The following is a 26377-nucleotide window of genomic DNA, read 5'->3' as shown; positions in this document are numbered from 1 at the left end:
GGAAATCTCAATTACATCGCTGTAAAATACGACGCTAATTTTGGCATACTCATGTTATTTATCGCACAAAACCAGCCCTAACATAACAAACTCAAACTTTAGTTTGTCAAAAAATAACGTACCGACTAATATATATGTCATATTAAAATGACATATATAGAGGCTAATATGCTAAATCAGGATTCAGGCTACTGTTACTCTTTCCCTGCCGTTAGAGGTATTCAAGCAGGACGCCCCTTCTATATTGCGACTTGCCCTCTTAGGATTATCCCTAAAATTTTCAGCTACAACGAAGATGACGTTCCACCCGAGCTGAGAGCTCAAAGAACCCTAAATAAAACTCGTATTCCTGAGATGGTCAAATACTTGTTAGACAATCCCAAAGAATACGTCTTCTCCGCTTTGACCGCATCGGTAGGTGTTGATATATCGTTCGATGATCATGATGGAGCACCAAATCTAGGAACACTTAAGATCCCTATGGATGCTCAAATTTTGATTAATGATGGGCAACACCGACGCAAAGCGATTGAAGAAGCACTTCGAGAAAACCCTGATTTAGGCCAAGACAATATCCCTGTTTTGTTTTTCATTGATGAAGGTTTGGGCCGCAGCCAACAAATGTTCGCGGACTTAAATAAATATGCGGTTAAACCAAGCCCATCGTTGGGCACGTTGTACGATCATCGTGATGAAAGTTCAGAACTAGCAAGGGAATTGGCAAAAAATATAAAGCCATTTGTTGGTCTAACCGAAATGGAAAAATCCAACATCAGTCCTAAATCGAATAAGCTCTTTACCTTAAGTAGCATAAAGCAATCTACTAGAGCACTTTTAAGCAAAGGACCAAAAGACGGCTTTACCGAAGAAGAAAAAAAATTAGCTGCGGAATTTTGGGAAGAAGTGACACGGTACATCAAAGATTGGCAACTAGTTATCGATAAAGAAATTTCACCAGCACAACTTCGTCAAGAGTACTTGCATGCACACGGTGTTGGTTTACATGCAATTGGCGTATTAGGAAAACACCTTCTGTGCCAAGAGCCTAAAGATTGGAAAAAGAAATTACAAAAACTAGCTGACGTAGACTGGTTAAAGACCAATCCTGAATGGATAAAACGCAGTATGAACCATGGCAAACTGAGTAAGTCGACAATGAATATTCAGCTAACTGCCAACGCACTAAAAATTGAACTGGGGTTACCACTAACCCCAGAAGAAAAAGCTCTAGAGAAGCAGTTATCATGATACACGAGCTACAATTGGCGGAAGATCTCGCCGAAGAATATCAAGAATTTATCAACACTGAAGATTTCGCAAACAATAAACTCAGTCACTATATTGCTGACGTCCAACGCGTCTATTGTGCAGATAAAAGACCGTGGGTGATTGGTTACAGCGGAGGTAAAGACTCATCTGCAATAATGACCTTGATCTACATGGCACTACTTGGCCTTAAAGAGGAAGAACGCTCAAAACCTGTTTTTGTTGTGACCTCCGATACGCTTGTCGAAACCCCTGTGGTTGTTAATCATATTAACAATTCTTTAGACGCTATTAGCAAAGGGGCCAAGCGAGACAACCTGCCGATCACTTGTCACAAAGTTGTCCCTGAAGATTCTCAAACCTTTTGGTCTAGTCTATTAGGCAAAGGTTACCCTGCACCCACACGTTCTTTCCGATGGTGTACAGAGCGAATGAAAATAAACCCTGTCAGTGATTTCATAAAATCTAAAGTATCTCAGTTTGATGAAGTTATTGTGGTTTTAGGTTCGCGTAGTGATGAAAGTGCTTCTCGTGCTCAAGTAATTGCAAAGCATAAAATTGACGGCTCTCGTCTGGCTCGCCATACAACTCTTTCCAATGCGTTTATCTTTACACCCATCGATACTTGGGGTGTGGATGACGTGTGGAAAATTTTAAGGCTCTGCCATCTAACAACCGAAAAAACACCTTATGGCATCAAAAACATCTGGAGCAATCGGTACGATCTTGAGTGGGAAAACCCTTGGGGAGGGAAAAACTTAGTTCTTTGGAATCTTTATAAAGACTCTTCAGGCCAGGGGGAATGCCCAATGGTTATTGACGAAACCACCCCATCTTGTGGTAATTCTCGTTTTGGATGCTGGACATGTACCGTGGTAACTAAAGACCGCGCTATGGAAAGTTTGATTCAAAACGGTGAATCTTGGATGTCACCTTTATTAGAATTCAGAGATATGCTCGCTGAAACGGGGATTCCAAAAAATAAGGATGAATACCGAAACTTTAAGCGTCGTACAGGGAAAGTGACAAACCAAGCATCATACAAAGGTAACGAGCTAAAAACTCTTGAGGATGTAAAAAGTAGCATTACTCTTGGCGAAGGGCAACACCTTGAAATTTCTGATGATGGAACCCAGGTTCGACTGTATCAAGACGGTCACTTGCTTGAACACTACTCCTATCAGTTAGTTAAAAGCACCCCTGCTCACCCGAATCCTACAGAACTTGCTTGGCATTTAATCCGATTTATTCCCGGCCCTTACTGGCTAAAATATCGTCGCCAGTGGTTGCGTGAATTGTTGGAGCTCGATAAGAAATACAAATCTGAAGGTCGTGAAATTGAGCTTATAACAGTTCCAGAGTTACATGCTATTCGCCAAGAATGGATCCACGATCCAAACGAGCCTGACTGGGATGACTCCCTACCGACTATTTTCAATGAGGTTTATGGCTACGATCTTGATTGGGTTTATGACGACAATGCAAGTTTTGGTAAAGATGATGCCCTAATTATCAACGAGCTAAGTGAAGATTTCGATATTGCACCTGAAATGATAATGAAGCTAATTGAGCTTGAAGTCTCAATGGAAGGTCTAAGTCGACGTAGCGGAATCAACAATAAGATTGCTTCACTACTGAAGCAAGACTGGGGAAGCCTTGAAGAGATCAAACAAAAGCATGCCTCACTACAAAGCAAGGCAGAGTTTGATATTCACCAGCAAGAAATTGACCGTTACAATCAACAATTGATTGATATCGATAAGCAGCTACTAAAAGAGTTTTAATTAAAGTCATGCTGATTACTAAATTAACGTTAAACAACTTCAGAGTATTTCGTGGATACCACGAAATAGATTTACGTCCGGCGCCTGCTCGTCTTAGTTTAAACGGCGCTATTGAAGGCACCGAACGCCCGATCATTTTATTCGGTGGCTTAAACGGTGCAGGTAAAACATCAATTCTAACTGCCGTTCGTTTGGCTCTTTTTGGTCGTCAATCGTTTGGCCAATTGATGTCGAATGGCGAGTATATTGAAGCTTTAGGTGATTTGATCCATAAGGGTGTTGGGCACGGTGGTGTTCAAGACAATGCATCTATTGAACTGGAATTTAAATACAGCCAAAACGGTGAAGAAAACACATACAAAGTTATTCGTGGTTGGAAAAAAGACAAGAAGGACAATTTGTCCCTCGAAAAAGATGGCCTTCCCATTCCCGAGCTCAATTACGAACAATGCCAAGGTTTCTTAAACGAATTAATCCCAACTGGCATCGCTGATCTTTTCTTCTTTGATGGTGAAAAAATCGCTGATTTGGCTGAAGATGAATCAGGGAAGGTTTTAAAGACGGCAGTTCGTCGCCTACTAGGGCTAGATGTTATTGGGAAGCTTAAGAGTGATTTAAGTATTTACCTAAAGAAACAAGGCTCCTCAACGCTTACTCAATCAATCCGCGAAGAAATGGATTCGCTCGATACCAAGCGTATCGAACATGAGCGTAATTCAGAAAGGCTACGTGGAGAAGCGGATATTGTTGACGCTCAAATAGAGCTCACATCAAATGACATTCTCAACTTAGAGAACAAACTTTCACAAAGTGGTGGCGCATGGGCGAAAACCCGTGAAGCCGAAACACTAAAAGTTGATGAGTTACTAAAAGAGAAAGTCGAGTTAGAAAAACAGATCCGTATGGAAATGGAAACTAGCTTACCGTTTTCACTTGCTCCAAATACAATGTTTTCATTACTTGAGAAGATCAAGCAAGAACAGAGCATCAAACAAAAACAAAACTTTGGCCAAGAACTAGATTCATTCCTTGAGACACTACGAGCTAAACTATCCTTCAACCTAAGTGGGTCGGCTCCAGCTGCAATGGAAGCCATCACAGATAGCCTCGCAGACCATTTAGGTGATATTTCTCAGCAAAGTCTGTTGCTTGATATATCTGACCGTCAGGCCGCCACCATAGACTACCAAGTAAACCAGCAATCCTCAGAGTCACTCCGCCGGTTTGATGAAGCTAGAACTCGCTTAAAACAAGTTGAAGATGACATTGATAATGCATCCAACAACATTGCACGTGCTCCAGAGCAAGAGCAGGTCCAAGGACTATTTTCTGATGTACGAGATCTTGATAAAAAGAAAGAAAAACTGATTATTAAGTACCATGACTTATTAGAAAATGCGAAACGAGAGCTTCGACTAGCGCTTGAAACAGCGAGACAAATTCAAAAGCTTCATGACAAAAATAGAGATCAGGCAAATAAAGACAGTAGCGTCGCAAATGCCCAAAATGCAATGCTACTTCTAGATAGGTTTTCAGAGCAGTTAACTAAAGCTCGCGTAAAACAACTTGAATCCGAATTTGTGGCTTCATATAAAAATCTTGCACGAAAAGAAGATTTAAAAATCTCAGCTACGATTAATCCAGTAACATTTGATGTTGAGTTAATCGACGAGCACGGTATTAAGATCAATCGTAAAGCGATGTCAGCTGGTGAAAAGCAAATTTACGCTATTTCTATCCTTGAAGCGCTAGGTAAAACATCAGGCCGTAAATTGCCAATTATTATCGATACGCCGCTTGGCCGATTGGATTCGCACCACCGTGATAAGCTGGTTGAGAACTACTTCCCAACAGCAAGTCACCAGGTTGTAATTCTATCGACAGACACCGAGATCGATAAAAATTACACCCGCATGATTCAAGATGATATCGCTCGCACTTACGAAATCTGCTTTGATGGTGCAACCAAGTCTTCATCACTGAAACAAGGTTACTTCTGGAAAGAGCCTACCAAGGAGGCTGTATAATGCTACCTAATCGCATGAACTTGACCCGCACTACAGAAGAACAGCTGAAGAAGCTAAAAGGCTATACAGGGGTTACTCCAAACGTATCTGCGCGTATTGCTTTTTTTCGCTCTGTAGAGAGTGATTTTAGGTACAACTTCATCGAAGCGAAACTCGATGGCTCATTAGTATTGGATAAGTTTACGTGGCTAGGTGAAACTAGTGATGTGACTGAGTTAGTTTTAAAGATGTACTACCCAGAATTAGAAGCCAAGCAATACCAACAAGCTTGGGCTGCTCATGTTGAGGATGGAATTGCTTCACTGAGAAATCACAAATCTATAGAAGTGCTTGCAAGTAAATTATAGCCAGATACCAAAATTCAAACAATGGTACATATGACCATTGTTTGAATTCCAACCTAAAAATGGAATTGCTTCACTATTAAGCAATAAAACTCCTGTAAGCTTTACCCTCTACATTACTTCAATTTCATTAAATGCAGGGAAATATTTATACAATTCACTAAAAGCAGTAACATCCTTTACAGAAAATATATTTTCATCTAGAAGACTTATATCAAAATTTGGCATCTTTTCTGACAAATGTCTGATTTCTTTCTGTGTTAAGTTTGGGGTTTTAATTGTAAAACTCTCCTTTCCTGATTTAAAAAAAGGCAAACCTTCAAAGTTGCAAGCATCAACTAATTTTAGGTCATCTACTTTATATAATACAAATCCTAATGTTTCCATCCTACTACCATCTGCATAATCAAAATACATAACTTGCCTGACCTGTAGTTTTTCTTCATCATTTACTAGTCGATCATTTCTTTCTTGTAATGATCGGTTCAGTCTTGCAATTATTGAATCATACAAAAAACCTGAGAAGTTACTTTGTCTTGTCCAACCTCGTTCATCAAATGACTGCGGAATGTTATCTTCACCAACTATTTCGGTAAATTTTTGTTTATAAGCATCGGCTGCTAATTTTCCAGAAGAATCTTTTAACTCATCACGTGTATATACTTCTGAGTTATAACTTAAACAAAAAATTGAACCACTTTGTAGTTTTGATATGACGATAGATAAATCATCCAACATGCTTATATTAAATCGAGAGTCATAATCCATCCAAATGATGCTTTTTGAATCCAAATTAATTTTTGGAAGAACTGCATTTGAATGCCCGAATTTAATATCAATGCAATCAAACGGCTTATTAAAATGATACCTTTTCCGATTATTGGTGTCCCCTTCGATACTAATCATTTTGTCAATGTGCAATGATTTATGGAATAAGAAAAAATCCACGAAGTATTTGGCACCCAAACCAACATATTGATAGTCAGGCAGAGGGCAAAAAGGAAACAAGCGTAAAAACATATCTCTCATCATCTTTCTTTCGATGTTTTTAGCAGGCCTCACGCCATAATTAATCAGTTTCCCACTGTTACTCATTAATCACACTCATACTGTACATAATATTTAAAAGTCTCTTCTCCGACTTCATAATTGGTAGTAACCCCTAGTGATTTTTTTACTGCACTTAACTGTTCTAACGAAACCTTGTATTGGATTGTTGCTTCGCTAGGCTTAGCTTTGCGAATTGCAGGCTCGGGGAAGGTGAAGCTCACTTCATCACTAATATCGCCAGTCAGTAATAATGGGGCAACCTCGATTGCGTCATTTAAAGGCTTACATTCAATATAGTTGTCTTTAAAATCCTTATCTTCTTTAGCTCTAAGTCGTAGAAATGGGATAACTTCTCTCATTACCTTTTTCATTTCGAATAATGCAGCTTTATATATGAAGTTATCTTTATCAACACCTGTTTTTGTTGTTGTCCAAGGCAACAAGCTCGAGTCATCAGCCTCAAACTCTACAATCCCTCGGAAAAAAGCATAATCGGGATGATATTGTGGAATACCGTCAAGGCGCCAACCTGAAATAGTGGTTTGCTCTGCAGAAGATATTAATCGCCCATTACAAACTATATACCAACCACCATCCTTCAAGCTCCTTTCTGATATTCCAGCTGTAATTTTAACTTTAACAGTTGATTTTTCGAAATTAAAATTAACTGGTTTCAATTCTTCCGAAGACTTTAGCTTAATTTCAAAATTATCGACCAACTTGTCATTTATATATATTTTCAAACCAGAGTTTATCGATTTAAAGTGAGCAACGGAACACTCTCGACCTAAAATGTAAACAAAATTCTCAAGATTAAATTGATCAGAAACCGATGGGAATAAATCGTTTACTTCAATTATCGTTTCACCACAACGCAAACTTTCGGCAATCTGTTCAGTGAAGTTAAATTTCCATTCATCCAATCCTTTCCATTGCTGAACATCCACATCTACAGAAAATGGATTATTTTCAGAGTTAGACATCACACGAAAACTATTACCTAACTTAAATAAAGTTCGCTTCATTCCAACCCCAAACTGACCTACCGAAAATGATGTATTTTCTCTTTCTTTTGGTCTGCCAAATCGGAAAGCATAATCCTTTGCTATTTTTAATGGAATTCCACCACAATTATCCCAAATAAGAAATTTATCTTCATTCATTGTAATTCTTATTTCAGGATCTTTAGTCCCATTTGATTTTGCAGCATCAACACTATTATCAATCAAATCAAGGATTGAGCGATCAAGAGGTATATCTCGAGTTAACATTTCAATAAAAAATTCTTTTGTTGGACTTGCATCAATTTGCGTTTCAACAACCATTTCATTACCTTATTTATAAAGTTATTAGTAATTTAATTACCTGAGTTACTTAAATACTTCTTTCTGATGCCAACTCAAATACGCTACGTTTGGCAACCACTTATCTCTTTTTGGTAATCGTATGAATTTGTCATCGAAATCAAAAAATAGACGTTGTGCTTGCTCTCCACCATTAAGACTTTCTGACAGCTTCACTTTAAAATCTTCAGTGATTGAAAACGCCCCTTTATCAAAAGCTTTATGATGCACTGCGCAGAGTGTTAGCCCATTGTTTACATCACAGGGTCCATGAAACTGCTTCCACTTGATATGTGCAGCTTCTAAACCAACAGTTACTTCATCCATTTTAAGGTCATAGCCACACACAGCACATTGATAGTTATAAGCACGGAGTACTTCTTTTCTAAAATTAGGATCGCGCTTTTGCACATTCCGTGTCACCAATTCAACATCTAACTGTGTAGCAATATCCGTGATAAGGCTTTCAGGAAAGCTCTCACTTAAAATCAGTTCAATCAACTCTAAAGTTAATTGGCGATTTCCTTTTAAAACGGCATAAGCTTGGTCGTTAAAGCCAGCAGTTACTCCATGTTTAAATAACTCAGCTTTTGATGGATCTGTATTACTCTTGCGAGACTTGCAATCTTCATCATTATTTACAGTCCAAAAACCATCATTTTTTAAACGCCAAAATGGATATTCAGGATGATAAATGGAACGTTGAGGCCCAAAACGTTTTAGCAGATCTTGTACCTCTTTATGGAACGACTCTTCATATAAGAAGAACTGATCATGCCCATGTAAATACTGAGACAAAACATACGCCATCATAATTGGTTTATTCGGTGCACGTTGGTCACTACGCGACCAGCGCTTAACACCCAAAACTGCTTTTTTAAGCTGATCAGGCGTCACTCAGTAACTCCCAAAACGCTTTGTCTTTAATCTTTGTTATCTTCTTATCTCCATCCACGTAGAGGCTGTAGTGTTTTTCTAACTCACGAATAGACTTCATCAGGTTTTCTTGTTCTTGCCTATCATCTTTGTTAAAAATCGACTTGATATCTTGATTTTTTATCTGTGACACACGGTGAACAATCCAACTAAGAACATAACTTGAATAATCATTCTCGCTGGTTTTGAAGTGGGTAATATCTTGCGTTGATAGAATCACACCAACCCCGTATTCACGCCCTTCTTTCAAGATTTTGCGTAAACTCGGGAAGTTCTGAGACATAAAGTTATCTGCTTCATCCACCAGCACCAACTTGGTCACTTGGCGGAAATCACCCTGCACTTCAGGTTTCCCCTTCTTCTGCATCTGTGAATAAAACAAATCTAAAGTTAGTGCTACGACAAGGTTTTGTACTTCAGGAGGGTACCCTGCAAGCTCAACAACAGTTATGCCATCAACTAGCTCATATAAGCTCACCATTTTTTCTGGTTCAGTTTCAAATATCTTAAATCGAGCCAACTTGGATAAAGCGGCATAAAGAGAATCTTCTTCTACTTTTTCTTGATCTAGAAATAGGTCCCAAACCTGTTCGATAGTCGGCGCGGGTTTTGACCAAGTACTCGGATCTTCTGGGCGAATACCGGCAGCTTCATAAGCCTCTAAAATAAGGTTCTCAAGCTTAAGTTGTTGCCTTTTCCCTAATCCGTAAGCCTTTGACATAGTTTCAGAAAAACCAGCTGCTGTATGTATTGGCAACATTGGCGTATCACCAAATAGACTTAGTGGATTATAAGGAAGTTTAAACAGCTTAAACTTCTTCCCATTTGTCGCACTAATAAACTTATCGTCAACATAGTCTGACTTGTAATCAAAAATCAGAATACCGATTGGACTGCCATCTACGTTTTTATGTTGATCACGATAAAGCTGTGTCACTACCGCTTTCGTACACTGTGTTTTCCCCGTGCCCATTGTTCCTATAATGCCAGAGTTGGTATTCATGAATTTGGCAGTATTAGTCGGTTCCCAGAAAACTGCCCCATCATCACGTACATTATGACCAACCAGGACCTTTAGGTTATCGTTTGGATCATGCGCTATGGTTGAATCCGGTACGTTAATTGTCTGATTTTCTGACGATCGCTCAACTGTTGGAGTATTTATGACCTCTTCAGGTTCAATTTTAGTATTAACAATCTCATTACTATTTTCTACAGAGCTAGTTGTTACCACTTTTACATGAGTAGTTTCAGCTAACAGATATTGCTCTGGGATTTTACTTAATGTATCAGAGCAAGCATCTGCCATTAGGTCTGTTAGCCGAGTACTTACTAAGTGATTTAAACTAGCGCTTGGTAGTTGAATTTTAAGAATATTTTTCACCTCCTCAAAGCTTGCTTCAAAGAAGGTGTCATTCTCTACCATCGCTACCAAGAACCCTTCAGGGTACTCTTGCAGTTCAGCTAATTGGTAATCGCCCTGCAGCCACCATTCACGTTGTTTTAAGAGTGGCTCAAAGTAATCTGGTTGATAAAGGTTATACAGTTTGTATTTATCAATCTGCATTAGTATCTGACGCATAAACAAACCGCGGTAAAGATGCCCTGCTAAATCATCACGACCTAAAATATCTTCAGTTAAATAACGTTTTAGCTCTTTGGCTTGCTCTACCCCTTTATTGTGAGTTTGTTTTAGCCCTGCTTTTACTTCAAGTGGAAGTAAGTAAAGTTGATTGTCTTTAAAGCCAACAAACAGCACATCGTCTGAAATTGCACCGGATTTGTAACCATTTACATTACGTGAAAAATCACTGTCATTCATTTTCAAGCCAATATTACCGGCTACACGAACCATCTCAGCAACTGATAACGGAACCCAAATAATATCGGACTTTGCTAATAAGCAATTGATGTATTTATAGGCGCCAATAATACCCTTTTTCTCTTTTCGCTCATTGCTATTAGCAGTGATCATTTTGAGTAACCACTCACCGTTGAAGGCATTGAACTCCTCAATAATGCCACCTTCGTCCTGCTCTAATACTTTTTTATACAGGTCCGTTTCTTTGGTAACTGTGATCGCATCGTAGTTGGTTGAGTTAGTGTAATTATCTGAGTAATGGATCAGCACCATATCTTTAGCGCTTTCAAAAAAGTCTAAGGTGACTTTAGGGTCAATAATTGTGGTCCATATTGAATTATCGTAAGAGCGCTCAAGTAGTGTTTTAAAGTCATCACTCACCGCTAAAGCTAAAGAGTTAGCACGACCGTGTTGCACATTCGTTTTACGGGCAGGTTTAATCAAACCATTAAGGCGCTGCGCCATGCTAAGGTGCGAATTATCTTTAGTTTCAACATTCTTCAAACCAAATGCAGTGAAGTAGCTTTCCTCTTTGTTGTCGGCTGCTTCGCCCGCCAATAAGCCGTGACAAACTACGCCACTAAGCTCTTCTAGCACGTTTACATCTGTTGGCTCTACTTTATGATGATTTCTGAAAAAACTTAGGTGTGCATACGCTTGCGGTTTAGTCTCACATTCATCGTTACGAAACTTACTGTAAGTTAAGCGTGTACGTAATAGGTCGATAATGGCATCTGCTTGTTCTTTCAGTGCTCCTTTATCTAATCCATATAACCTTTTCAACTCGTCGTAACTGGCTGTTTCTGCAAAACGGTCAAATTCGCAGCGTGTCTCTTTATCATCGTATAAGTTCACATGGATATGGCAGACTTTGTCCTTTTGCGTTTTAACGTAATCCACCAGCCCCATAAACAGTTCAACATTTTTATGGTTATTTACCGAGTTGATAATCAGTGTGGCTTTGCTACCTGCAGTAAATAGTGAACTAAAGGCATCTTTAAACTCTGTGACCTTATCTTTCACCAATTTACGTACGTAGCTGTAACTTGTTTCTTGATGAGGCACTAGCTCAAGCCACATAGAGTTGTCTTTTTCTAGCTTGGTAAAAGCAAACTCATGTTTAGGGTGGTACAGAAAAGGCAATAAACCACGCGCATTCAAGCGCTTTAACGTCACTTTGGGTAGTGTTTTAAAACTGCTGTTATCATTGATGTTATCACTAACTATTGCTTCAGCTAGGCTCAAGTGATAAGCCAACACTAAGGGGTGGAATGGAGTTATATATTCCCGATATTCTTCGTTTTCTTGGTATTGTGCATACCCGATATTAACGAGAAGTTTTTCTGCTTTGGTTAACATTACATCATAACCAATTTCAGCTATCGCTTGGTTGTATGCATCAACCAATTGAGAGACAACCTTTCTAAACTCGTCACCCCAACTAGATAAACTCGGTAGTGTTTTATTGATTGTGCAGTATTCAAATAACTTTAGGTATGACAGGTAAACTTCAGGGTAGTTTGCTTCAATCGCTTTTAGCTCTACGCTGTTTTGTGGGTCAACATGTTGATTTAATAACTGCTTATCTAAAAAGTCTGCTTCACGTTGTAACAGTGTTAAACGTCGCCCTTTAGGTGCAACTTCTTTATTGTCTAGTAGCACTTTGTTTTTGTTACGGTTAAAGCATGCAAAATAGTCGTCGTTAAATAAATGTACGAAACGGTCTGTATCTAACATGAGCGGCAACGAGAGTGAATCAGACGCTACAGCCCCTTCGACATTAAAGACTAAGCTACCAACCGGACTAGTCACTTCAAAGACCACATCATTTGACTCATTAGCTAATAATTCAAAGTCGATCTCTTTGATTTCTTGATTGTCGAATAATTGCCCAGACTGCTCTAGTTTAGCTTTATTGCCCTGCTCTGCAATTACAAAGCTGTTATCTTCTGTTTGTAGCGTTATACGTTTTTTATTTGGTTCAATTAGGAAGATATTTTCAAACGAAGGTAAGTAAAAACTATCTGCTGTTAAGACCAAAACACGAAATTTATAACACTCTGCTGTTTTATCTCTTTTTAAGACCAAACTAAAATACGTTGGCTCACCTGTAAATGCCCCCGTAACAGTAACCTTACTACGTTTTCCACCACTATTATTAGGCTGCTGGATCTCAATGCTTGGATCTTTGTTATGCTGTAGAGTAAGTTGATTTTTCTCGACTTTACCACCTAAAAAGGTAAGTGACAGATCAAAGCTCTGCAGGCCCTGTTGCAACGGCAATATGATATGTTGTTCACGTTTCCCTGCTTTACTATCTGATTTACTTTTCTTAGCTAGCCTATCTATTTGCTGAGAATCAATCGACTCGAGCTCAAGGACATTGCTTACGTTATTTTTTTTCTCATTTAAACAATCAGCAAAAGTAAGCTTTGTTTTCCAACTTTCCAAATTTTCATCGTTAAAATGTTTAGCAACAAACTTTTCACTAAAATCATTCTCCGCAAACTTCTCTTCAAGCTCTGTTGAAAAACGTTCAGTTACTGTATTGATACGATCAAATAGCTTTTTATTTTCTTCTAAACGGTTGTTAATCTGCTCTGGTTTACCACTCCAATTCAATATTTCAGGGTCATCTAACAAACCAAGCTCATGAAACTTCAAATCCCCATCTAAGATCGCTGTGTAAAGCTCCTCAAAGCCAAACATGGTTGCACCATCATCCACTATTTGTGAAAAACGGTGATCTAGCAAACATTCAGAAACTTTGCGGTCTTTTGCGTTGGGATCGATTAGACTTTTTAAAGCATCTTTGATTTTTTCTGGGTGCCAAACACTATTGTCTTGAGCGATATCTTCAGCAGAGTTGATTAGTGTGTCTAGCATGCTGTTATGAATAACTAACAATGCACAACCTTTAAAATCACCTTGCTGTCCAGCCACTTCATCACGTAAATGTGAGATAAAGTTCTCAGAATAACCAATGTCATTTTCACTGTGTAGTACAGGTAAAAGCTTGGTATGACCACACTTCAATGCTCTGATGGTAGTGTTTTTGACCGTTAATTGATCATCACATTTTCGGATAAACGCATTGTATAAACGCTGGCTATTCTTGTTATCCGGCGATTGGAACTGATAACGGTAACCATGCTGCAGTTTTGTCTCGTTTAACTTTAAAAACTGCTCAGTTAAAAAGTTCTCAAATTGTTTTTCTAACATAGACTGCATCTCCACTATCGCTCATACGTTCAACATTACCAATACGTTCAAAGAATTTAATTAAGGCTTGTTGGCTCTGTTTATCGAAAAATACACCTCTTGATTCAAAGGCTTTGATTAACTCGTGGAAACGAAGTTTATCTTGCTCACCAATGGCTAAGTTGGTTAATAACAATAGATAGTCCTGATTAAATACTAATACGCGACCAGCACGGCCACGGGATTGTGCAAAATGGCTACAAAACTCAGATTCTGTTGCTTTGACGTAAAGCTTATTAATCTCATGACGCGTTTCTTTTGAACCAAACTGCATTCTGCTCAACTGAAGTAAATCTGCTAGCACATCATGTGGGTTTTCACTGTCACTCAAGTCGAGGTGTAAATCTCGACTCTCTTTAAATGCCTGTGCATAGTTTTTCAGTAAAGTAGCGGAGCTAGGAGTTTGCTGGAGATTTTCAGCTAAGGCCCATAATGGCTGAATGGTGTTCACTGCATTATCAATCTTTTTAGATTGCAGGCTTTCATTCATTGAGAGGTACGGAAAGATATTCCACAACGACTTTGACAATTGTTTAAAGCCATAGTCTTTTATCAGATAACGCTCATCACTGGCTTTTTCGCTGTCTAATATGTAATAACATAGTTGCGCTACCGGCTCCCCCTTCTGCCACCTTTTTAAATTAAGCGCTAGCTGCGCCGTATAAAGATGTGCGTAAAGGTGTAAAAACTCTTTGAAGATTGATAATAGGTATTTTGGTCTTTTGCCTAGAAAACGAAGATCTTGCTGTAGTTGCTTTGCTATAAATGGTAGATATGGCGCTTCACTCGGTTCAGAAAAAGTCAAAACTCCATCTTTCTCTTTATTGCTTGGCTTCATTAACTTCAATAGTTCTGAGTACAGCTGCTCCTCTAAGAAGTTAAATTGATTGTTTGGTTTTTCATTAAAGAAGAAGTTTTGCAATAAATTAGAAAACATTCCACCTAAGCTTGCATCCCTTGCACTGCCTTTCTGCTTAATAGTCTTAAACAATAAAAACTCAGGCGATATTTTAAAAAGCTGGTCATTTTCAAAGTACATTTTTTCTAGGATGGGCCAGAAATCACTTTCATCTAACTTTGTTTTAAAACTACGCTCGCAGCTCAACTTAAATGTTGTGAGCGCTATTTCTGATTCAGTTGTTTCACCCTCTTTAATCGCTAACTTTTCATCATCAGTTAATTTTTCTAGGTGCAATTCTTTTCGATATGATGTTTTAACCACATAACCTAATACACTGTCCCAATTAAAGATATCTTTTCTATCCTTTGTGTTAATTGGGAAGTAGGTAGTTAAAGTGTTATTTTTCACCCCATCTTTAGACTGGGGCAAGTCAGCTCTTAGCATTAAACTCATAGTCCACTCACCTCAAAATCTTCATTATCTACGTTGGTTATTTTGTATTGCTTGTTACCTTTCCCAACGATATATAGGGTATCTGCACTATTTGCGATGTCCGCAATTTCATCAACCAACTCATCCAGTAACACGACAGTATTCTTATCATGTTTGTTAGGGCGATAACCGGAAACGATACGTTGCATTAAGTTCAACAAATTGATATTGACCATCAACGATAAGGTTTTATCCCCAACTCGAAAATAAGCAGTGAAATAGGCAGTATTTTTTTTGTGGTCATTTTTAATCGCTTTAACGTCAGCCTTTAACTCTAGGGATGATGCTAAAAAATAACCATTATGCTCAGAAATGAAAAACTCCCCTTTCGCCAATTTAGGTGCATTTCGATTGTTATATTTATGGATAGCTGTAATTGCTGTTTGGCGATAAAAATAACGCAGTTTTTCTTTTTGTTCTGGTGAGCTATCAAAAGCAGTATGCAACTGCCAAACTTCTGAATAATTATCTATTAGGTGCTCATCAAAATCATTCGAAAACTGCTTATGGTATTCATTCCCATAGTCCGACTTCCTTAGAATATAAAACAATCGCAAGTAGGACTCGGCATTTAGTCCCCTTCGTATACCAAAAGCAGTCAATGCGGTTTTATAATCGTCAAAGTTAACGTCTGGTAGCTGCAATGAGTGAGACAAAATAAATTTGTCGATTTTTTGTGTACGTTGAATCGATGGGTCAAAGTCTGAAATAATATTGGTCAGCTCGTTTTCACCTTTTTTGAATAGGTTATCAAACAAATAGCCAGGCCCAGCAAGCAGATGAAAAATGAAATCCAATAATGCTCGCGCTGTTAAGAATTGATCTTTCATTAAACGCGCTTTGAACAATAGATCGACAATGACATCTTGAACTTCTTCACGCCCTAGTAATTGATAGTTTGCACAAAGCTTTTTATCCGGGCTTTGTTTGTGCATTTCAACATCAAAGTATTGGCGAATTAGATTTTCATCTTTTTCAGTAATTTTCTGAAGCAGCTCTTTTGCAAACTTAGAAGTATGACCGTCAATTTCTAACGTAAATTTAGGATAGTCTTCAAAATCTAAAAAGATATGATTTTCTGAGGTCGGCTGTTTCTCTAAAAAAGCTTTGATTGATGATGTTACTTCGGTCACCGTGCCTTCTTCAGCATAGTTACCCAACATACCTGTATTGATGCCTACAACTAGCGGCTTCGGTGTAGCGTTAAACTCAGTAAACAATTCATTCAGCGTTTCAATAGCCGAATCACTCGGACGAAAACTGTGGGTTGCATCGAGATGGAAGTCAGCTCTATTTTGATACTCTTTCTTATACTTTGTTAGTATTTCGGATTTGCCATCACCACTACTACCACATAAAAAAATGATTTTCTTATCGGTTGAGGATAGTCCTTTCAATTGTTTAACAAAGTCAGCCTCTATATCCGTTTGTACATATAGATACTTTTTTACCGCATCTAAGTCAGTTGATATTGTTGCGTCTCGCTCTGTAGAGACTGCATATGGCGACGATTTTGACATCACACTAAGTGCGGTTCGTAAATCAATCAAGTTTTATAACCCCATGAAAATATTAGGTAGACAGAAGTACAGGTGATAACCAGGATAGCTTACGCTGTTACTCAGACTCAATACTGTATAACTAAGCATTCTACCTAATTTAGTGTGTACGTGTTCATATTCCGCTAATTTTTCCTGGAGAAATTCACATCTTTTATGTTTTTGCGAAGAAAGTTAGATATCAAGCTTTATCAGTACGTTGGCAAACATTGGGCTCTTCATAGCCAACACAACACGTTCAATTACTGCAATCTTATAATTGTGCTGGGGTAGGTCAGCTTAAGCACTTCCTAACCCAGACTTCATATTCAACACCTTTTCACCCCGTGTGACCGAACACTCAAAGTGCTTCCCTAGCCATATCCCCCGCTCTCCCCATCTGTTCAAAATCTCCGACCTTATGCGCACGCCTTACTTCAACAAACTTACTTGATCTCAACGTATCAACTTGTTGCCATAAATGACGGTTAGCTACTGGCTTCTTATCAGATTTTCGCCACCCCTTTGCTTTCCAGTTATCTAACCATTCATTGAACCCTTTCACACAATATTCACTACTCGAATACAGGCAGTCTCCATCTCTGGCATAAGCTATAGCTTCTATCAATGCGATAAGCTCTAACTCAGCACTATCGGCAATCTCACCGACTAATAGATTATTTTCGTCAACTAACTGCCCATCGTAGTTATAAACACTGATACCAATCCCACCTTGTAGGTTTGATGTATTGTCTTTCGAAGTCGCGATAGCAATGTAGATTGCACAGTTTTCTTCATTCATAATTTTGTTCCTCTTTTTAAGTTTTGGCCCACCATTTTGGTAAAGCCTTAATTTTTTGTCGTAGCGTTGATTCAGTCTTAATGGCTTGGTCTTTGAGCCAAGCGCATTTCCATCCAGTTATTCACCTCTTCTTCTACCCAAGCGACCGCCCTATCTCCCAAGCTTACCGATACAGGAAAATTACCTTCGTCCATTTTTCTGTATATCGCCGAGCGACTTAATGCGGTTTTCTCAATCACTTCTTTTAGCTTTAAAAATCTCATGGGACGTTCTCCTATGCCTGTGGTCCTCATGGGATAAGGAGATAGTGTTAAAAAAAATGAGGCTGGCTCGGCTTACTCTGATTCAAACCTTTTTGAGGTATATGTCATTAAAGTGAATGACCTAAAGCCTGATTAAAGGAGAACCAAAATGAGAACACTTTCACCACCACTACTCTCGCAGCAAGAGCATGAACATCGTGTTCTAGAAAAAGCCGCTGAGATACTAGAAGATCGTTATGTACGAGGCGATGTATTTACCAATCCACAAGCTACCCGAGACTATTTGCGATTTAAGATAGGCGGCAGTGAACGCGAAGTGTTCGCCGTCATGTTGCTAGATAACCAACACCGATTAATTGAGTTTGAGGAGTTGTTTCAAGGGACTATTGATGCGGCAAGCGTCTATCCAAGGGAGGTAGTAAAGACTGCTCTTAAAGCCAATGCGGCGGCGGTTATCTTTGCTCACAACCATCCATCAGGCGATCCTGAGCCGTCCCAAGCAGACAGGCGCATCACGACGAGATTGCAAGATGCTTTAGCGCTCATTGATGTTCGAGTTCTGGATCATATTGTTGTTGGGGAACAATGCACGTCGTTTGCGGAAAGGGGCTGGTTATGATTGAGAAACACTATGGTGACATCACCCTCAATAGCAAACTCCACCAGCAGTTAGAGCAAACCATCGCTCGCTACTCGATCCCTAAAGACACGACACGCATTGCACTCAACTGCCGAAATACAAGCTACTACAAAACAAAGGAAGGGGTCGCCCCTGTAGAGATTCAGTTAAAGCGGGAGAATTCACGCTCTCATTGGAATTTGGTTTTTGTGGCCAATTTCACTTATCAAGATGAAACCACCGACTCGCTCGATGTGTATCTCTATTTCCACCTACTTAATCACTGGTGCTATCAACCAGATGCGGGGGCAGCGAGCCTGAGCCATCCAATCACAACAAAAGTGTTCCAAGCCTGGATGTGCGCTTTCCATGAGCATTTAACTCAGCATGTCTTCGATGACATACAACTCACTCAAGTCCGCTAAGGCTAACCACTCACCACACTCTTTCATCTAAATTCAAGGAGGCATCAATATGTCTACTCTGCTCTTTCACCCATCAAGTTTACCTGTGTCTGACAAACTTCACGCACTGTTAAACAACCATTTTCAACAACAATTAACCCAGTGTGAGTCAATAGCCCAAAGTACTTACCTGACGTTCAACTTTCGAGATAGTTCATACAGCTCAGAAGCTGGTGGATTTCACCCTGTTGAAATCGCGATGACACAGATCTCCAGTGGTCTATGGAATGTCGAATACATCACTGATTTTGCTTACGTTGGGAATGTGTATCCAGAATTGGCGCGATGTCTAGACTTTGATTTTCGAGACCAAGCGTTCTTTACAGAGTTCGGGGGATGGAGCCCAATCAAGGGCAACTATTCCGCTGTAGAGATGTTCGAGCTTTGGCAGGATAACTTCTTAAACTACATCGATATGGAAGCGTTTGACTCTATATCTATCACTTCGTAATGAGAGAACAACCCGTCCGGGTCTATGTCACGATACAAAGGCACCGGACCACTACAGCCATCAAAAGTCGTGCTTCGGAGAGAGCTAACCCTATATGTAGCAAGGCCTGAATGACTTTTCATCATTGACTCCCACCCCACGACTTATCACTACATTACCGATAAGTGATACCAATCATGCCCAATATCTCCCCATTAAAAGAGCAGCTCACAAAAGCGCTCATCAGAGTCGCTCTCGCGAGTTGTCATTACCTTAATGAACAGTATCAGCACTTTAAAAAGGAGGTAGAGCAAAGCTCAGATCACGAACTGTTTGAATTCGTTCAACGCCTTTCTTCGGCTCACCTAAAACGGCTCTTAGCCACTATTGAGTTGATGAATAGAGGTTACCTACTAAGTGAAATTCTAGAAGCAGCAAAGGATAAATAATGGCCTTTCCCGAGGTCATTTAAATTCAAATATACAGCCCATTTCACATAATCATTATCCGCCATTTGAGTGAGACGTTATTTGTCTCACCCATCCTTATTCTAATGCCATCAGTGATGGTTCATAGACACCCAACTAAGGATTCACAATGACCACAAGTAATGTACTGCATCATACCAATGATGAAGAGCTCATCGCTTTAATCCAACGAAAAGAGTCGTTCACCTTAACTCGGGTAAAAAACTTCTCTCAGACGGTGAAAAAGATTGAGCGGCTTATAGAGGCTCAAAATCTATCATGTCGAATATACACAGCAGGTCGCTCTACAACGATGGCTGCCACCTTGGCTTCCGGCCCCGCTGTCATTTTTGGCCTAGCTTCAGCAGCCGCAATATCGGCGCATAATTTAGCCACAAGAAACCCAGACTATGAAATAGCTAAATACCCTTTCGCAGACAAACTCGTCATTAACTACAAGAAGTAATCGTATCAGGCTGTGTGGCCACCAGCCGATCCCTAATCAACTTGATTCTTAAACTCATCACTCAAAAGTGTTGAGGCGATTGATCACGTTTCAATTTTGGTGGTCCCATGCCCTCTAAACCCAACAAGCAACGCATCGAACATATTGAGTTGGTGTTTGAAGTTTACTCTCTCATCCCTACTCAACGAAAGATCACGGCGAACGAAGTTCATCAACGACTAACAAATACGGGCATTGAACGCTCTAAACGCACTGTACAACGCTGCTTGAACATCTTGACGACTTATCTAGATGTGGAAAAAGACGATAGAAGCCTCCCTTATAGCTACCATCGACGAGCTCATTCTCAATATGCTATTGGCCCTAGCGAGTCTCTACTTATTGAACTCGCTTTTGAGAGCTTAAGATCGATGCTTCCTGAAAGTTGTCGTTCAAGTGTTAAGGACTGTTTTGCTCCGTTACTGTCAGCGAATCATCACCAAACCTCACGTACTCATGTTCGGCATAAACGGCTTGGTAACAAAGATGATTATAACGAGGCTCTTTTTGACAAACTTTGTCTATCCATCTATCACCAACGCGAAGCTCGGCTCTATCTACGTAACGAACAAGTGCTTCAATACGTTTGTCCACTTGGGTTGGTATTAGAGAATGATTGCCTTCAATTGATCTACCAATTCAAAAAGCGTATTTGCTCAGCCCCACTCAACCAAATTCAAGACATCCACGTCAGTACGTTCGAGTTCACCTACCCTGAAGGGTTTTTACTATCTGAGGCCATTACCTCTAAATAAAACTCAACACTCAAGATCAAGACCAACATGTTCAACTAACCACACAAGGAAGGATTATGAAAAATACAATGTTATTGAGGACAACTCTTGTCAGCTCTATCGCTTTAGCTCTGACAGCGTGCGGAGGGGGTGGCGGTACTAATCCAGGTACTCCGTCTGCTCAAATCGCAGGTGTGGCTATCGATGGCTATGTCGAGGGTGCTACTGCGTTCCTAGATTACAACTTCAATGGTGTACAAGACGATAATGAACCTAGCTCTACCACAGATCAGAACGGTCGTTTCGATTTTGCTATTGAAGAAGATGACTTAATTTGTAAAGAGTACTCACCAATTATCGTCAATGTGCCTACTGGTGCATACGATAGCGATTATGGGTTAGTTAATAAACCTTATAGCTTAACCTTTCCGCCCTCATTCTCATCTGACAACGTAGGCGAAGATGTATTTGCTACTACTCCATTCACTACAGTGATTTGGTCAGCTGTTGAAACAGACCTATTACAAAGTGGCGTAAGCAACTGTAAAGAGTTGGCTGCGAATACTGAAGCGCAAAACAAAGTTGTACGTCTAGTCGCCGAGAAGGAATACGAGTTGGGTAACCGCTACAACATTCCTGCTAACGAGCTATACGCAGACTTCATCGCTTCTGGTAACACCGAGCAGCATCAACTAGCCCAGCTTCTAACCAGCGGTCTAGCAAAAGGCTATGCTGAAACTTCAGCTCTAGTCGATGCGAACCCTAACGCTTGGAAAGCTACAGTTGAGTACTACGTTGAGAAAGACGACGCAGGGAATTTCACTAAGTGGTATCGTGAAGAACGCGTGTTTGATGCCGACACACATTCTCTACGTGTATTTGAAGTTTCTGTTGACTTAGAAACTGTAGGCCGCCTCATCGTTTACCGTAACAAAATCAAAGCCGAAGAAGGCGCAGTGCAAAAATACACTGATGACCTAATCGACTACCTACCAGAAATCAGCAAATACGGTTGTGGTTTAACTAATGATTACGTACAGAACTCAAAAAACTACGGCAACGACACTGTTACATTCTCTGTATCCGCTTCTGTTCTAGTTGACGACCATACTGCATGTGCAGATACACTCGTGTACTCTTCTAGCGTACCTTACGCTAACGTCATTCGTGAATTGAAAGACGGCAATGTGTTACTACAAGCTGGTATGTGGGGTTTTGACTTTGGTGACGATGCTGTTATCAATGACCTAATCAACGATGGTTTGTACTCTAACATCACAGACCCAACAGTGCTGGACCAGTTCTCAACTTGGAACTACTCACTGGACTCAACTGAATCTTACGATGCATCACGTTGGACACGTACATCAGTTGTAAGTACAGCTGAGAAAAATGTCATCACAGACGTGAATAGCAAAGGTATCTGGATTGTACGTACCACTTACCCTAACGGCACTCACCAAACGCAGTGTGGTGACTCTCTAGATACTTTAGTGGACGTGGCTCATATGGGGGGGTGTGAAGAACTGCCCATAGTGCCTGCTAACTAATCATAACGAGTCGAGAGGGGATGTATCCCCTCTCTTTTTTTATTTTATTGAGCAACCAAAATTTCTGTTTCCAGTACCAAATTGCTTGGTGCGTACTTTGGCAAAGTAACTGAGACGACGAAATAGCTCGTCAAGAACAGAAGAAGACCTAAGGCTATTTACATCGATGTGGTATACACAATTGTCAGGAAAGTGCACTAAACGACCACCATCATCAAGATCAGTATCTAATGCCCGACACCATGCCGTTTTAATTTTGTGAGATAGGTTGTTTCGGTTAGAGAATGACCCCAGGCTGTTATATACATCCTTGTTAAACAGCAGAACAAGGTGATAGTGATGATGTAACGCTTTATCTTTTTCCTTCACCCATACATATCTTAATCGACATTTCCGTTTCGGTTTCCCTGCTCTTTCTTTCCTTCTTAAATCAGCCTGTATTTGCGCATCCAACGAAGCAATGAAGTTTTTCATCAAATTTGATTCTTCCATCACCATTAAAAGCGGTAATCGCAAATCAACTCTTACCGCCATCGTTCTAGGATGATCATCCAAAGCTAAATCCAGCGTGTCATAAATCCTTTGTAGATAATCAACTAACAGGCCTTCTTTCTGTTTCAAAACAGGTAGGCCATTGAACTCATCATTATGAGTGACTTTCTTTTTTAGTGTTTTCATTTTCTATACCTCTGGTTAATTCGGTATAGAAAGGTGGATGATTGTTAAAAATAATTTCACCCCACCATGGAGGTATATTAACCATAACCGCAATCCCCAATCTCAACTTTGGATAAGGAAAGACTTGTTCCTTACCCACCTCAAAGCTAGACCTGGCAAAACATTTCAGATGAGCGTAGTGGTGTAAGTTACCGGCCAATCAGTGCAAAACTGATAACTCTGAAGTTATCTAACTCCCCCTCAAGAGGCTACGTCGTGCATAAACCTAGGTACAGTCGTGAATGAAACACTTTGAACTAGCTCTATATACAATCAAAAAACACTGTAAAACAATCAGAAAATAGCTTATAAATCACCCAGCAATCACACAAAAATACTACTAAGTAATCACTATGCCAAGATTTGATAATCCGCCAGAAAAAGTAATGTGCTTTGAGTTCCTTGAACAATATGACATATATCAACTTGCGGGAATTTCCCAACATCTAAATCACAAGCAAAGCGTTGACTTTAATTTCCAATCGAGCCCAAAATTAACTTCGGAAAGGTATAAATCAGAAATAGTGGGGTACTTCAAGAATGCATCGGACATGCTAGGCGGGTTACACAATACACCAGAGTCAAAAGTCAGAACGATCTCCTATGATGTACTTTCATTGAGCGATATGCGGTTTTCAACCACAAAAGACACTCGACTTATAATCTACATATTTACAAAAATTGTGACAAATAACCTCATTCAACATTTACCAGAAACACCGCCAAACACTATCACCGACATTAATTCGATGCTGAATTACCTCATCAATGCATTTATCTCATCACAAATACAAATCGAGAAAAAAAGAGAGTTAATCAATAGTATAATTGACGAGTACTACAGCTCATCAGAAGTGTTTAAATTTAACTGGCTTGATGATAAAAATAATGACCAGGTGGCGTGGGTAGTTGACTATTTTCCCAAAATATCCTCAGTAAAGAGCATCGTTGCTAAATTGCCAAACGTAATGAACATCAATGAAAGTCACACTAAAGTCGTTCCGGCTATTTTTCATTCACTAGATATTAGCAACGCTGAAAAAAAACTGATCATGATGAACTTCAAAAGAGCATGGTCGCAGAAGAAATATAGGGAAAAAACCACAAGGGAAAACAAAAAAACCTTAAATATCGTTGTTGACGAAACGGTATCAATCCAGCTTCATCAGCTTTCCAAACAATTTGACATGCCCATCAACCAGGTAATCACTTTGATGACCAATCAGTTTGCTAGTAAATCTGAAGAATTAATGAGAAGCATTGAAGAAGATAAAAAAAATAAAGCCACACAATTCTCTAAGCTTCTATAGCATGCTTGGAGAGCTATAAAGCTCTCCAATATTTAATTTTACCTGTTTAGCACTCTTTGGCGGACCCAGTCTTGAACCTCACTTTCTACCCATGCGACGGCCCTATCTCCAATTGGCACCTGTGATGGAAACTGCTGTTTTTCTATAGAGCGATACATTCCCGACCTTGATAAGCCAGTCATTACTAGTACTTCATTGAGACGAATTAAGCGAGTGGTTACGTTTGGCATATTGACACCTTACAAGTGAGTGGATTTCACTTAAATGACATATGTCTGAAATTATTTAGGTTATATGCACCATAGAAAAACCGTACCCTATGCCAATCCCTGCCCGACTTCTAAATTCAGTGAAGAACGTGTGTTACAGTGTAACATGAGTTTACTGAAATCAAATTACATGTACCTATTAACTCACAACCTTCAGGCTCTTTTTACCACTCATCGACAAGCTCCCCGAAGCAGCTTCTTCGATATGATCACTCCACCACGCCATGAGAACTTTACGGTGTTCAAGGTAATCAGTGCGGTTATATGCGCTTCTTACCTTGTCTCTATCCACATGAGAAAGTGCGGCTTCTATAATATCTGGATCGAAGTTTTGCTCATTTAAGGTGGTACTGGCTAATGCGCGCAAACCGTGAGAAGTTTGCCTACCCTTCATGCCCATTCGTACCAATGCTTTATTTGCTGTCTCTTTGTTGATGTGATTTTTGTTACTTTTGTCAGCAGGGAAAAGGTATTCACTCTCACCCGTGATGAAATCAATCGTCTCTAATAGGTCTAAAGTTTGTTTTGTTAAAGGAACAGTATGAACTCTTCCCTTTTTCATTCGTTCAGCAGGAATGACCCAAAGCATCTTTTCTCTGTCAATTTCATCCCAACGTGCCCCAGCCGTTTCAGTCGGTCTTGTCATGGTATGAAGTTGCCATTCTAGCAAGCAGCGAGTGATGGGTTTAATGGATGCGTAGTTGATTGTTTTGAGAAGCTCTGGAAGCTCATCAGGGGCTAACGAAGCTTGGTTGGTTACCTTAGCAGTCTCAAATGCTTTACCAATGCCAGCAAGCTTGTTGTGTTCAATCACACCCGTGTTGACTGCAAAGGTCATTATCTCATTGAGGTTACGACACAAACGCCCTACTGTTTCTAATTTACCTTGATTCGCAATGGGTTTAATTGTTTTTATCGCTTGTGGTGCCGTAATGTCACCAAGGGGGAACTTACCAAGATCAGGTAAGAGGTACTTCTCAATTCGTTGCTTTAGCTTCTTAGCCGTTTGCTCTTTGACGCTTGTTCTTTTCACTTCAATCCAGTCATCAAATACCGACTGTAACGTATTCGCCAATTCTAACTGTTTTTCTCTGAGAGTCGTATCACGGTGCTCTTTCGGGTCAATACCATCAGCGAGTAGTTCTCTTGCCTCAATCGCTTTGGTTCTTGCTTTGGCTAGTGAGACGTCAGGGTACTTACCTAAGGCTAGGTTCAAGCGCTTTCGTGAAATGGGATGATAGTAAGAGAAACGCCATAGTTTTGTTCCTATAGGCTTAATCTTCAATGATAATCCATCACCGTCACCTAAATTATATTCTTTCTCTTTAGGCTTTGCTTGTTTGATTTGAGTTGCCGTTAAAGGCTGTACTTTTTTCGCCATCGTAACCCCCTGAAGTAACCTCGAAATTGCTTAGATCTTAAAAGACTACTTCAGAGATTACTT

General features: G+C 39.7%; 22 protein-coding genes. 11 read left to right on the top strand and 11 right to left on the bottom strand.

From position 1 onward, the window contains the following. The first annotated feature begins 168 nt into the window (after nucleotides 1–168). The 4 genes from dndB to dndE are packed head-to-tail and all read left to right on the top strand — an operon-like array spanning nucleotide 169 to nucleotide 5424. The gene (gene dndB / locus AB4512_RS16805) at nucleotides 169–1248 is read left to right on the top strand and encodes a DNA sulfur modification protein DndB (protein WP_017104390.1); all 1080 of its coding nucleotides are present in this window, start codon (nucleotides 169–171) and stop codon (nucleotides 1246–1248) included. Continuing rightward, complete coding sequence (locus AB4512_RS16800) at nucleotides 1245–3050, top strand: DNA phosphorothioation system sulfurtransferase DndC (RefSeq protein WP_017104391.1); 1806 nt, start codon at nucleotides 1245–1247, stop codon at nucleotides 3048–3050. Before dndB ends, AB4512_RS16800 begins: the two co-directional genes overlap by 4 nt. An 8-nt stretch (nucleotides 3051–3058) precedes the next feature. Then, nucleotides 3059–5077: a DNA sulfur modification protein DndD gene (gene dndD, locus AB4512_RS16795; protein ID WP_132968427.1), complete on the top strand. Its 2019-nt coding sequence runs from the start codon at nucleotides 3059–3061 to the stop codon at nucleotides 5075–5077. Further along, nucleotides 5077–5424: a DNA sulfur modification protein DndE gene (gene dndE / locus AB4512_RS16790; RefSeq protein WP_017104393.1), complete on the top strand. Its 348-nt coding sequence runs from the start codon at nucleotides 5077–5079 to the stop codon at nucleotides 5422–5424. The genes dndD and dndE overlap by 1 nt, the downstream gene beginning before the upstream one ends. A gap of 108 nt (nucleotides 5425–5532) precedes the next feature. Here the strand turns inward: dndE and AB4512_RS16785 are convergent, their stop codons facing one another. The 8 genes from AB4512_RS16785 to AB4512_RS16750 form a co-directional block, all read right to left on the bottom strand. Beyond that, a complete protein-coding gene (locus AB4512_RS16785; RefSeq protein ID WP_017104394.1) occupies nucleotides 5533–6516 on the bottom strand; it encodes an O-methyltransferase in 984 nt (327 codons plus the stop codon). Next, nucleotides 6516–7796, bottom strand: coding sequence for an ATP-binding protein (locus AB4512_RS16780; RefSeq protein WP_017104395.1), 1281 nt, complete (start codon nucleotides 7794–7796; stop codon nucleotides 6516–6518). The genes AB4512_RS16785 and AB4512_RS16780 overlap by 1 nt, the downstream gene beginning before the upstream one ends. 45 nt (nucleotides 7797–7841) lie before the next feature. Beyond that, nucleotides 7842–8711: a phosphorothioated DNA-binding restriction endonuclease gene (locus AB4512_RS16775; protein WP_017104396.1), complete on the bottom strand. Its 870-nt coding sequence runs from the start codon at nucleotides 8709–8711 to the stop codon at nucleotides 7842–7844. Then, nucleotides 8701–13833, bottom strand: coding sequence for a DNA phosphorothioation-dependent restriction protein DptH (gene dptH / locus AB4512_RS16770; protein ID WP_017104397.1), 5133 nt, complete (start codon nucleotides 13831–13833; stop codon nucleotides 8701–8703). The genes AB4512_RS16775 and dptH overlap by 11 nt, the downstream gene beginning before the upstream one ends. Next, nucleotides 13814–15226 carry a DNA phosphorothioation-dependent restriction protein DptG gene (gene dptG / locus AB4512_RS16765; RefSeq protein WP_017104398.1) on the bottom strand — a complete coding sequence of 471 codons (1413 nt, stop codon included), beginning with the start codon at nucleotides 15224–15226 and terminating at the stop codon, nucleotides 13814–13816. The genes dptH and dptG overlap by 20 nt, the downstream gene beginning before the upstream one ends. After that, on the bottom strand, nucleotides 15223–16815 hold the full coding sequence (gene dptF / locus AB4512_RS16760; protein ID WP_017104399.1) for a DNA phosphorothioation-dependent restriction protein DptF: 1593 nt from the start codon (nucleotides 16813–16815) through the stop codon (nucleotides 15223–15225). The genes dptG and dptF overlap by 4 nt, the downstream gene beginning before the upstream one ends. A 349-nt stretch (nucleotides 16816–17164) precedes the next feature. After that, a complete protein-coding gene (locus AB4512_RS16755; RefSeq protein ID WP_017104400.1) occupies nucleotides 17165–17605 on the bottom strand; it encodes an RNase H family protein in 441 nt (146 codons plus the stop codon). Between the two features lie 77 nt (nucleotides 17606–17682). Then, entirely contained in the window at nucleotides 17683–17868 is a 186-nt protein-coding gene (locus tag AB4512_RS16750; RefSeq protein ID WP_029223194.1) for an AlpA family transcriptional regulator, read from the bottom strand. Nucleotides 17869–18016: 148 nt separating this feature from the next. On the opposite strand from AB4512_RS16750, the gene radC reads away from it, so the two are divergent. From radC to AB4512_RS16720, 6 genes are all read left to right on the top strand, one after another. Beyond that, complete coding sequence (gene radC / locus AB4512_RS16745; RefSeq protein ID WP_017104402.1) at nucleotides 18017–18487, top strand: DNA repair protein RadC; 471 nt, start codon at nucleotides 18017–18019, stop codon at nucleotides 18485–18487. Beyond that, complete coding sequence (locus AB4512_RS16740; RefSeq protein ID WP_017104403.1) at nucleotides 18484–18912, top strand: DUF2787 domain-containing protein; 429 nt, start codon at nucleotides 18484–18486, stop codon at nucleotides 18910–18912. Before radC ends, AB4512_RS16740 begins: the two co-directional genes overlap by 4 nt. A gap of 49 nt (nucleotides 18913–18961) precedes the next feature. Next, nucleotides 18962–19402, top strand: a complete 441-nt coding sequence (locus AB4512_RS16735; protein ID WP_004734954.1) for a DUF2787 domain-containing protein — start codon at nucleotides 18962–18964, stop codon at nucleotides 19400–19402. 576 nt (nucleotides 19403–19978) lie between these two features. Beyond that, nucleotides 19979–20314: a hypothetical protein gene (locus tag AB4512_RS16730; protein ID WP_004734952.1), complete on the top strand. Its 336-nt coding sequence runs from the start codon at nucleotides 19979–19981 to the stop codon at nucleotides 20312–20314. 107 nt (nucleotides 20315–20421) lie between these two features. Then, nucleotides 20422–21108, top strand: a complete 687-nt coding sequence (locus AB4512_RS16725; RefSeq protein WP_372175201.1) for a hypothetical protein — start codon at nucleotides 20422–20424, stop codon at nucleotides 21106–21108. Nucleotides 21109–21164: 56 nt separating this feature from the next. Next, a complete protein-coding gene (locus AB4512_RS16720; RefSeq protein ID WP_017104406.1) occupies nucleotides 21165–22637 on the top strand; it encodes a hypothetical protein in 1473 nt (490 codons plus the stop codon). A gap of 39 nt (nucleotides 22638–22676) precedes the next feature. On the opposite strand, the gene AB4512_RS16715 is transcribed toward AB4512_RS16720, so the two are convergent. Next, nucleotides 22677–23315 carry an inovirus Gp2 family protein gene (locus AB4512_RS16715; RefSeq protein WP_017104407.1) on the bottom strand — a complete coding sequence of 213 codons (639 nt, stop codon included), beginning with the start codon at nucleotides 23313–23315 and terminating at the stop codon, nucleotides 22677–22679. A 392-nt stretch (nucleotides 23316–23707) separates the two neighbouring features. On the opposite strand from AB4512_RS16715, the gene AB4512_RS16710 reads away from it, so the two are divergent. After that, a complete protein-coding gene (locus AB4512_RS16710; RefSeq protein WP_017104408.1) occupies nucleotides 23708–24664 on the top strand; it encodes a hypothetical protein in 957 nt (318 codons plus the stop codon). Between the two features lie 38 nt (nucleotides 24665–24702). On the opposite strand, the gene AB4512_RS16705 is transcribed toward AB4512_RS16710, so the two are convergent. Next, a complete protein-coding gene (locus tag AB4512_RS16705; RefSeq protein ID WP_012604100.1) occupies nucleotides 24703–24894 on the bottom strand; it encodes an AlpA family transcriptional regulator in 192 nt (63 codons plus the stop codon). Between the two features lie 178 nt (nucleotides 24895–25072). Beyond that, nucleotides 25073–26314: an integrase domain-containing protein gene (locus AB4512_RS16700; protein WP_017104409.1), complete on the bottom strand. Its 1242-nt coding sequence runs from the start codon at nucleotides 26312–26314 to the stop codon at nucleotides 25073–25075. Nucleotides 26315–26377: the final 63 nt, after the last annotated feature.

This window comes from Vibrio sp. 10N.222.52.B7, assembly GCF_041474275.1.
GTDB classification, from domain to species: Bacteria; Pseudomonadota; Gammaproteobacteria; order Enterobacterales; family Vibrionaceae; genus Vibrio; species Vibrio crassostreae_C.
This window is presented reverse-complemented; position numbering and strand designations above follow the sequence as displayed.

Coding starts and splice junctions, on each gene's coding strand:
- dndB (WP_017104390.1), top strand. CDS start 169: ATGCTAAATCAGGATTCAGGCTACTGTTACTCTTTCCCTGCCGTTAGA.
- AB4512_RS16800 (WP_017104391.1), top strand. CDS start 1,245: ATGATACACGAGCTACAATTGGCGGAAGATCTCGCCGAAGAATATCAA.
- dndD (WP_132968427.1), top strand. CDS start 3,059: ATGCTGATTACTAAATTAACGTTAAACAACTTCAGAGTATTTCGTGGA.
- dndE (WP_017104393.1), top strand. CDS start 5,077: ATGCTACCTAATCGCATGAACTTGACCCGCACTACAGAAGAACAGCTG.
- AB4512_RS16785 (WP_017104394.1), bottom strand. CDS start 6,516: ATGAGTAACAGTGGGAAACTGATTAATTATGGCGTGAGGCCTGCTAAA.
- AB4512_RS16780 (WP_017104395.1), bottom strand. CDS start 7,796: ATGGTTGTTGAAACGCAAATTGATGCAAGTCCAACAAAAGAATTTTTT.
- dptH (WP_017104397.1), bottom strand. CDS start 13,833: ATGTTAGAAAAACAATTTGAGAACTTTTTAACTGAGCAGTTTTTAAAG.
- dptG (WP_017104398.1), bottom strand. CDS start 15,226: ATGAGTTTAATGCTAAGAGCTGACTTGCCCCAGTCTAAAGATGGGGTG.
- AB4512_RS16755 (WP_017104400.1), bottom strand. CDS start 17,605: ATGAATGAAGAAAACTGTGCAATCTACATTGCTATCGCGACTTCGAAA.
- AB4512_RS16750 (WP_029223194.1), bottom strand. CDS start 17,868: ATGAGATTTTTAAAGCTAAAAGAAGTGATTGAGAAAACCGCATTAAGT.
- radC (WP_017104402.1), top strand. CDS start 18,017: ATGAGAACACTTTCACCACCACTACTCTCGCAGCAAGAGCATGAACAT.
- AB4512_RS16740 (WP_017104403.1), top strand. CDS start 18,484: ATGATTGAGAAACACTATGGTGACATCACCCTCAATAGCAAACTCCAC.
- AB4512_RS16735 (WP_004734954.1), top strand. CDS start 18,962: ATGTCTACTCTGCTCTTTCACCCATCAAGTTTACCTGTGTCTGACAAA.
- AB4512_RS16730 (WP_004734952.1), top strand. CDS start 19,979: ATGACCACAAGTAATGTACTGCATCATACCAATGATGAAGAGCTCATC.
- AB4512_RS16725 (WP_372175201.1), top strand. CDS start 20,422: ATGCCCTCTAAACCCAACAAGCAACGCATCGAACATATTGAGTTGGTG.
- AB4512_RS16720 (WP_017104406.1), top strand. CDS start 21,165: ATGAAAAATACAATGTTATTGAGGACAACTCTTGTCAGCTCTATCGCT.
- AB4512_RS16715 (WP_017104407.1), bottom strand. CDS start 23,315: ATGAAAACACTAAAAAAGAAAGTCACTCATAATGATGAGTTCAATGGC.
- AB4512_RS16710 (WP_017104408.1), top strand. CDS start 23,708: ATGCCAAGATTTGATAATCCGCCAGAAAAAGTAATGTGCTTTGAGTTC.
- AB4512_RS16705 (WP_012604100.1), bottom strand. CDS start 24,894: ATGCCAAACGTAACCACTCGCTTAATTCGTCTCAATGAAGTACTAGTA.
- AB4512_RS16700 (WP_017104409.1), bottom strand. CDS start 26,314: ATGGCGAAAAAAGTACAGCCTTTAACGGCAACTCAAATCAAACAAGCA.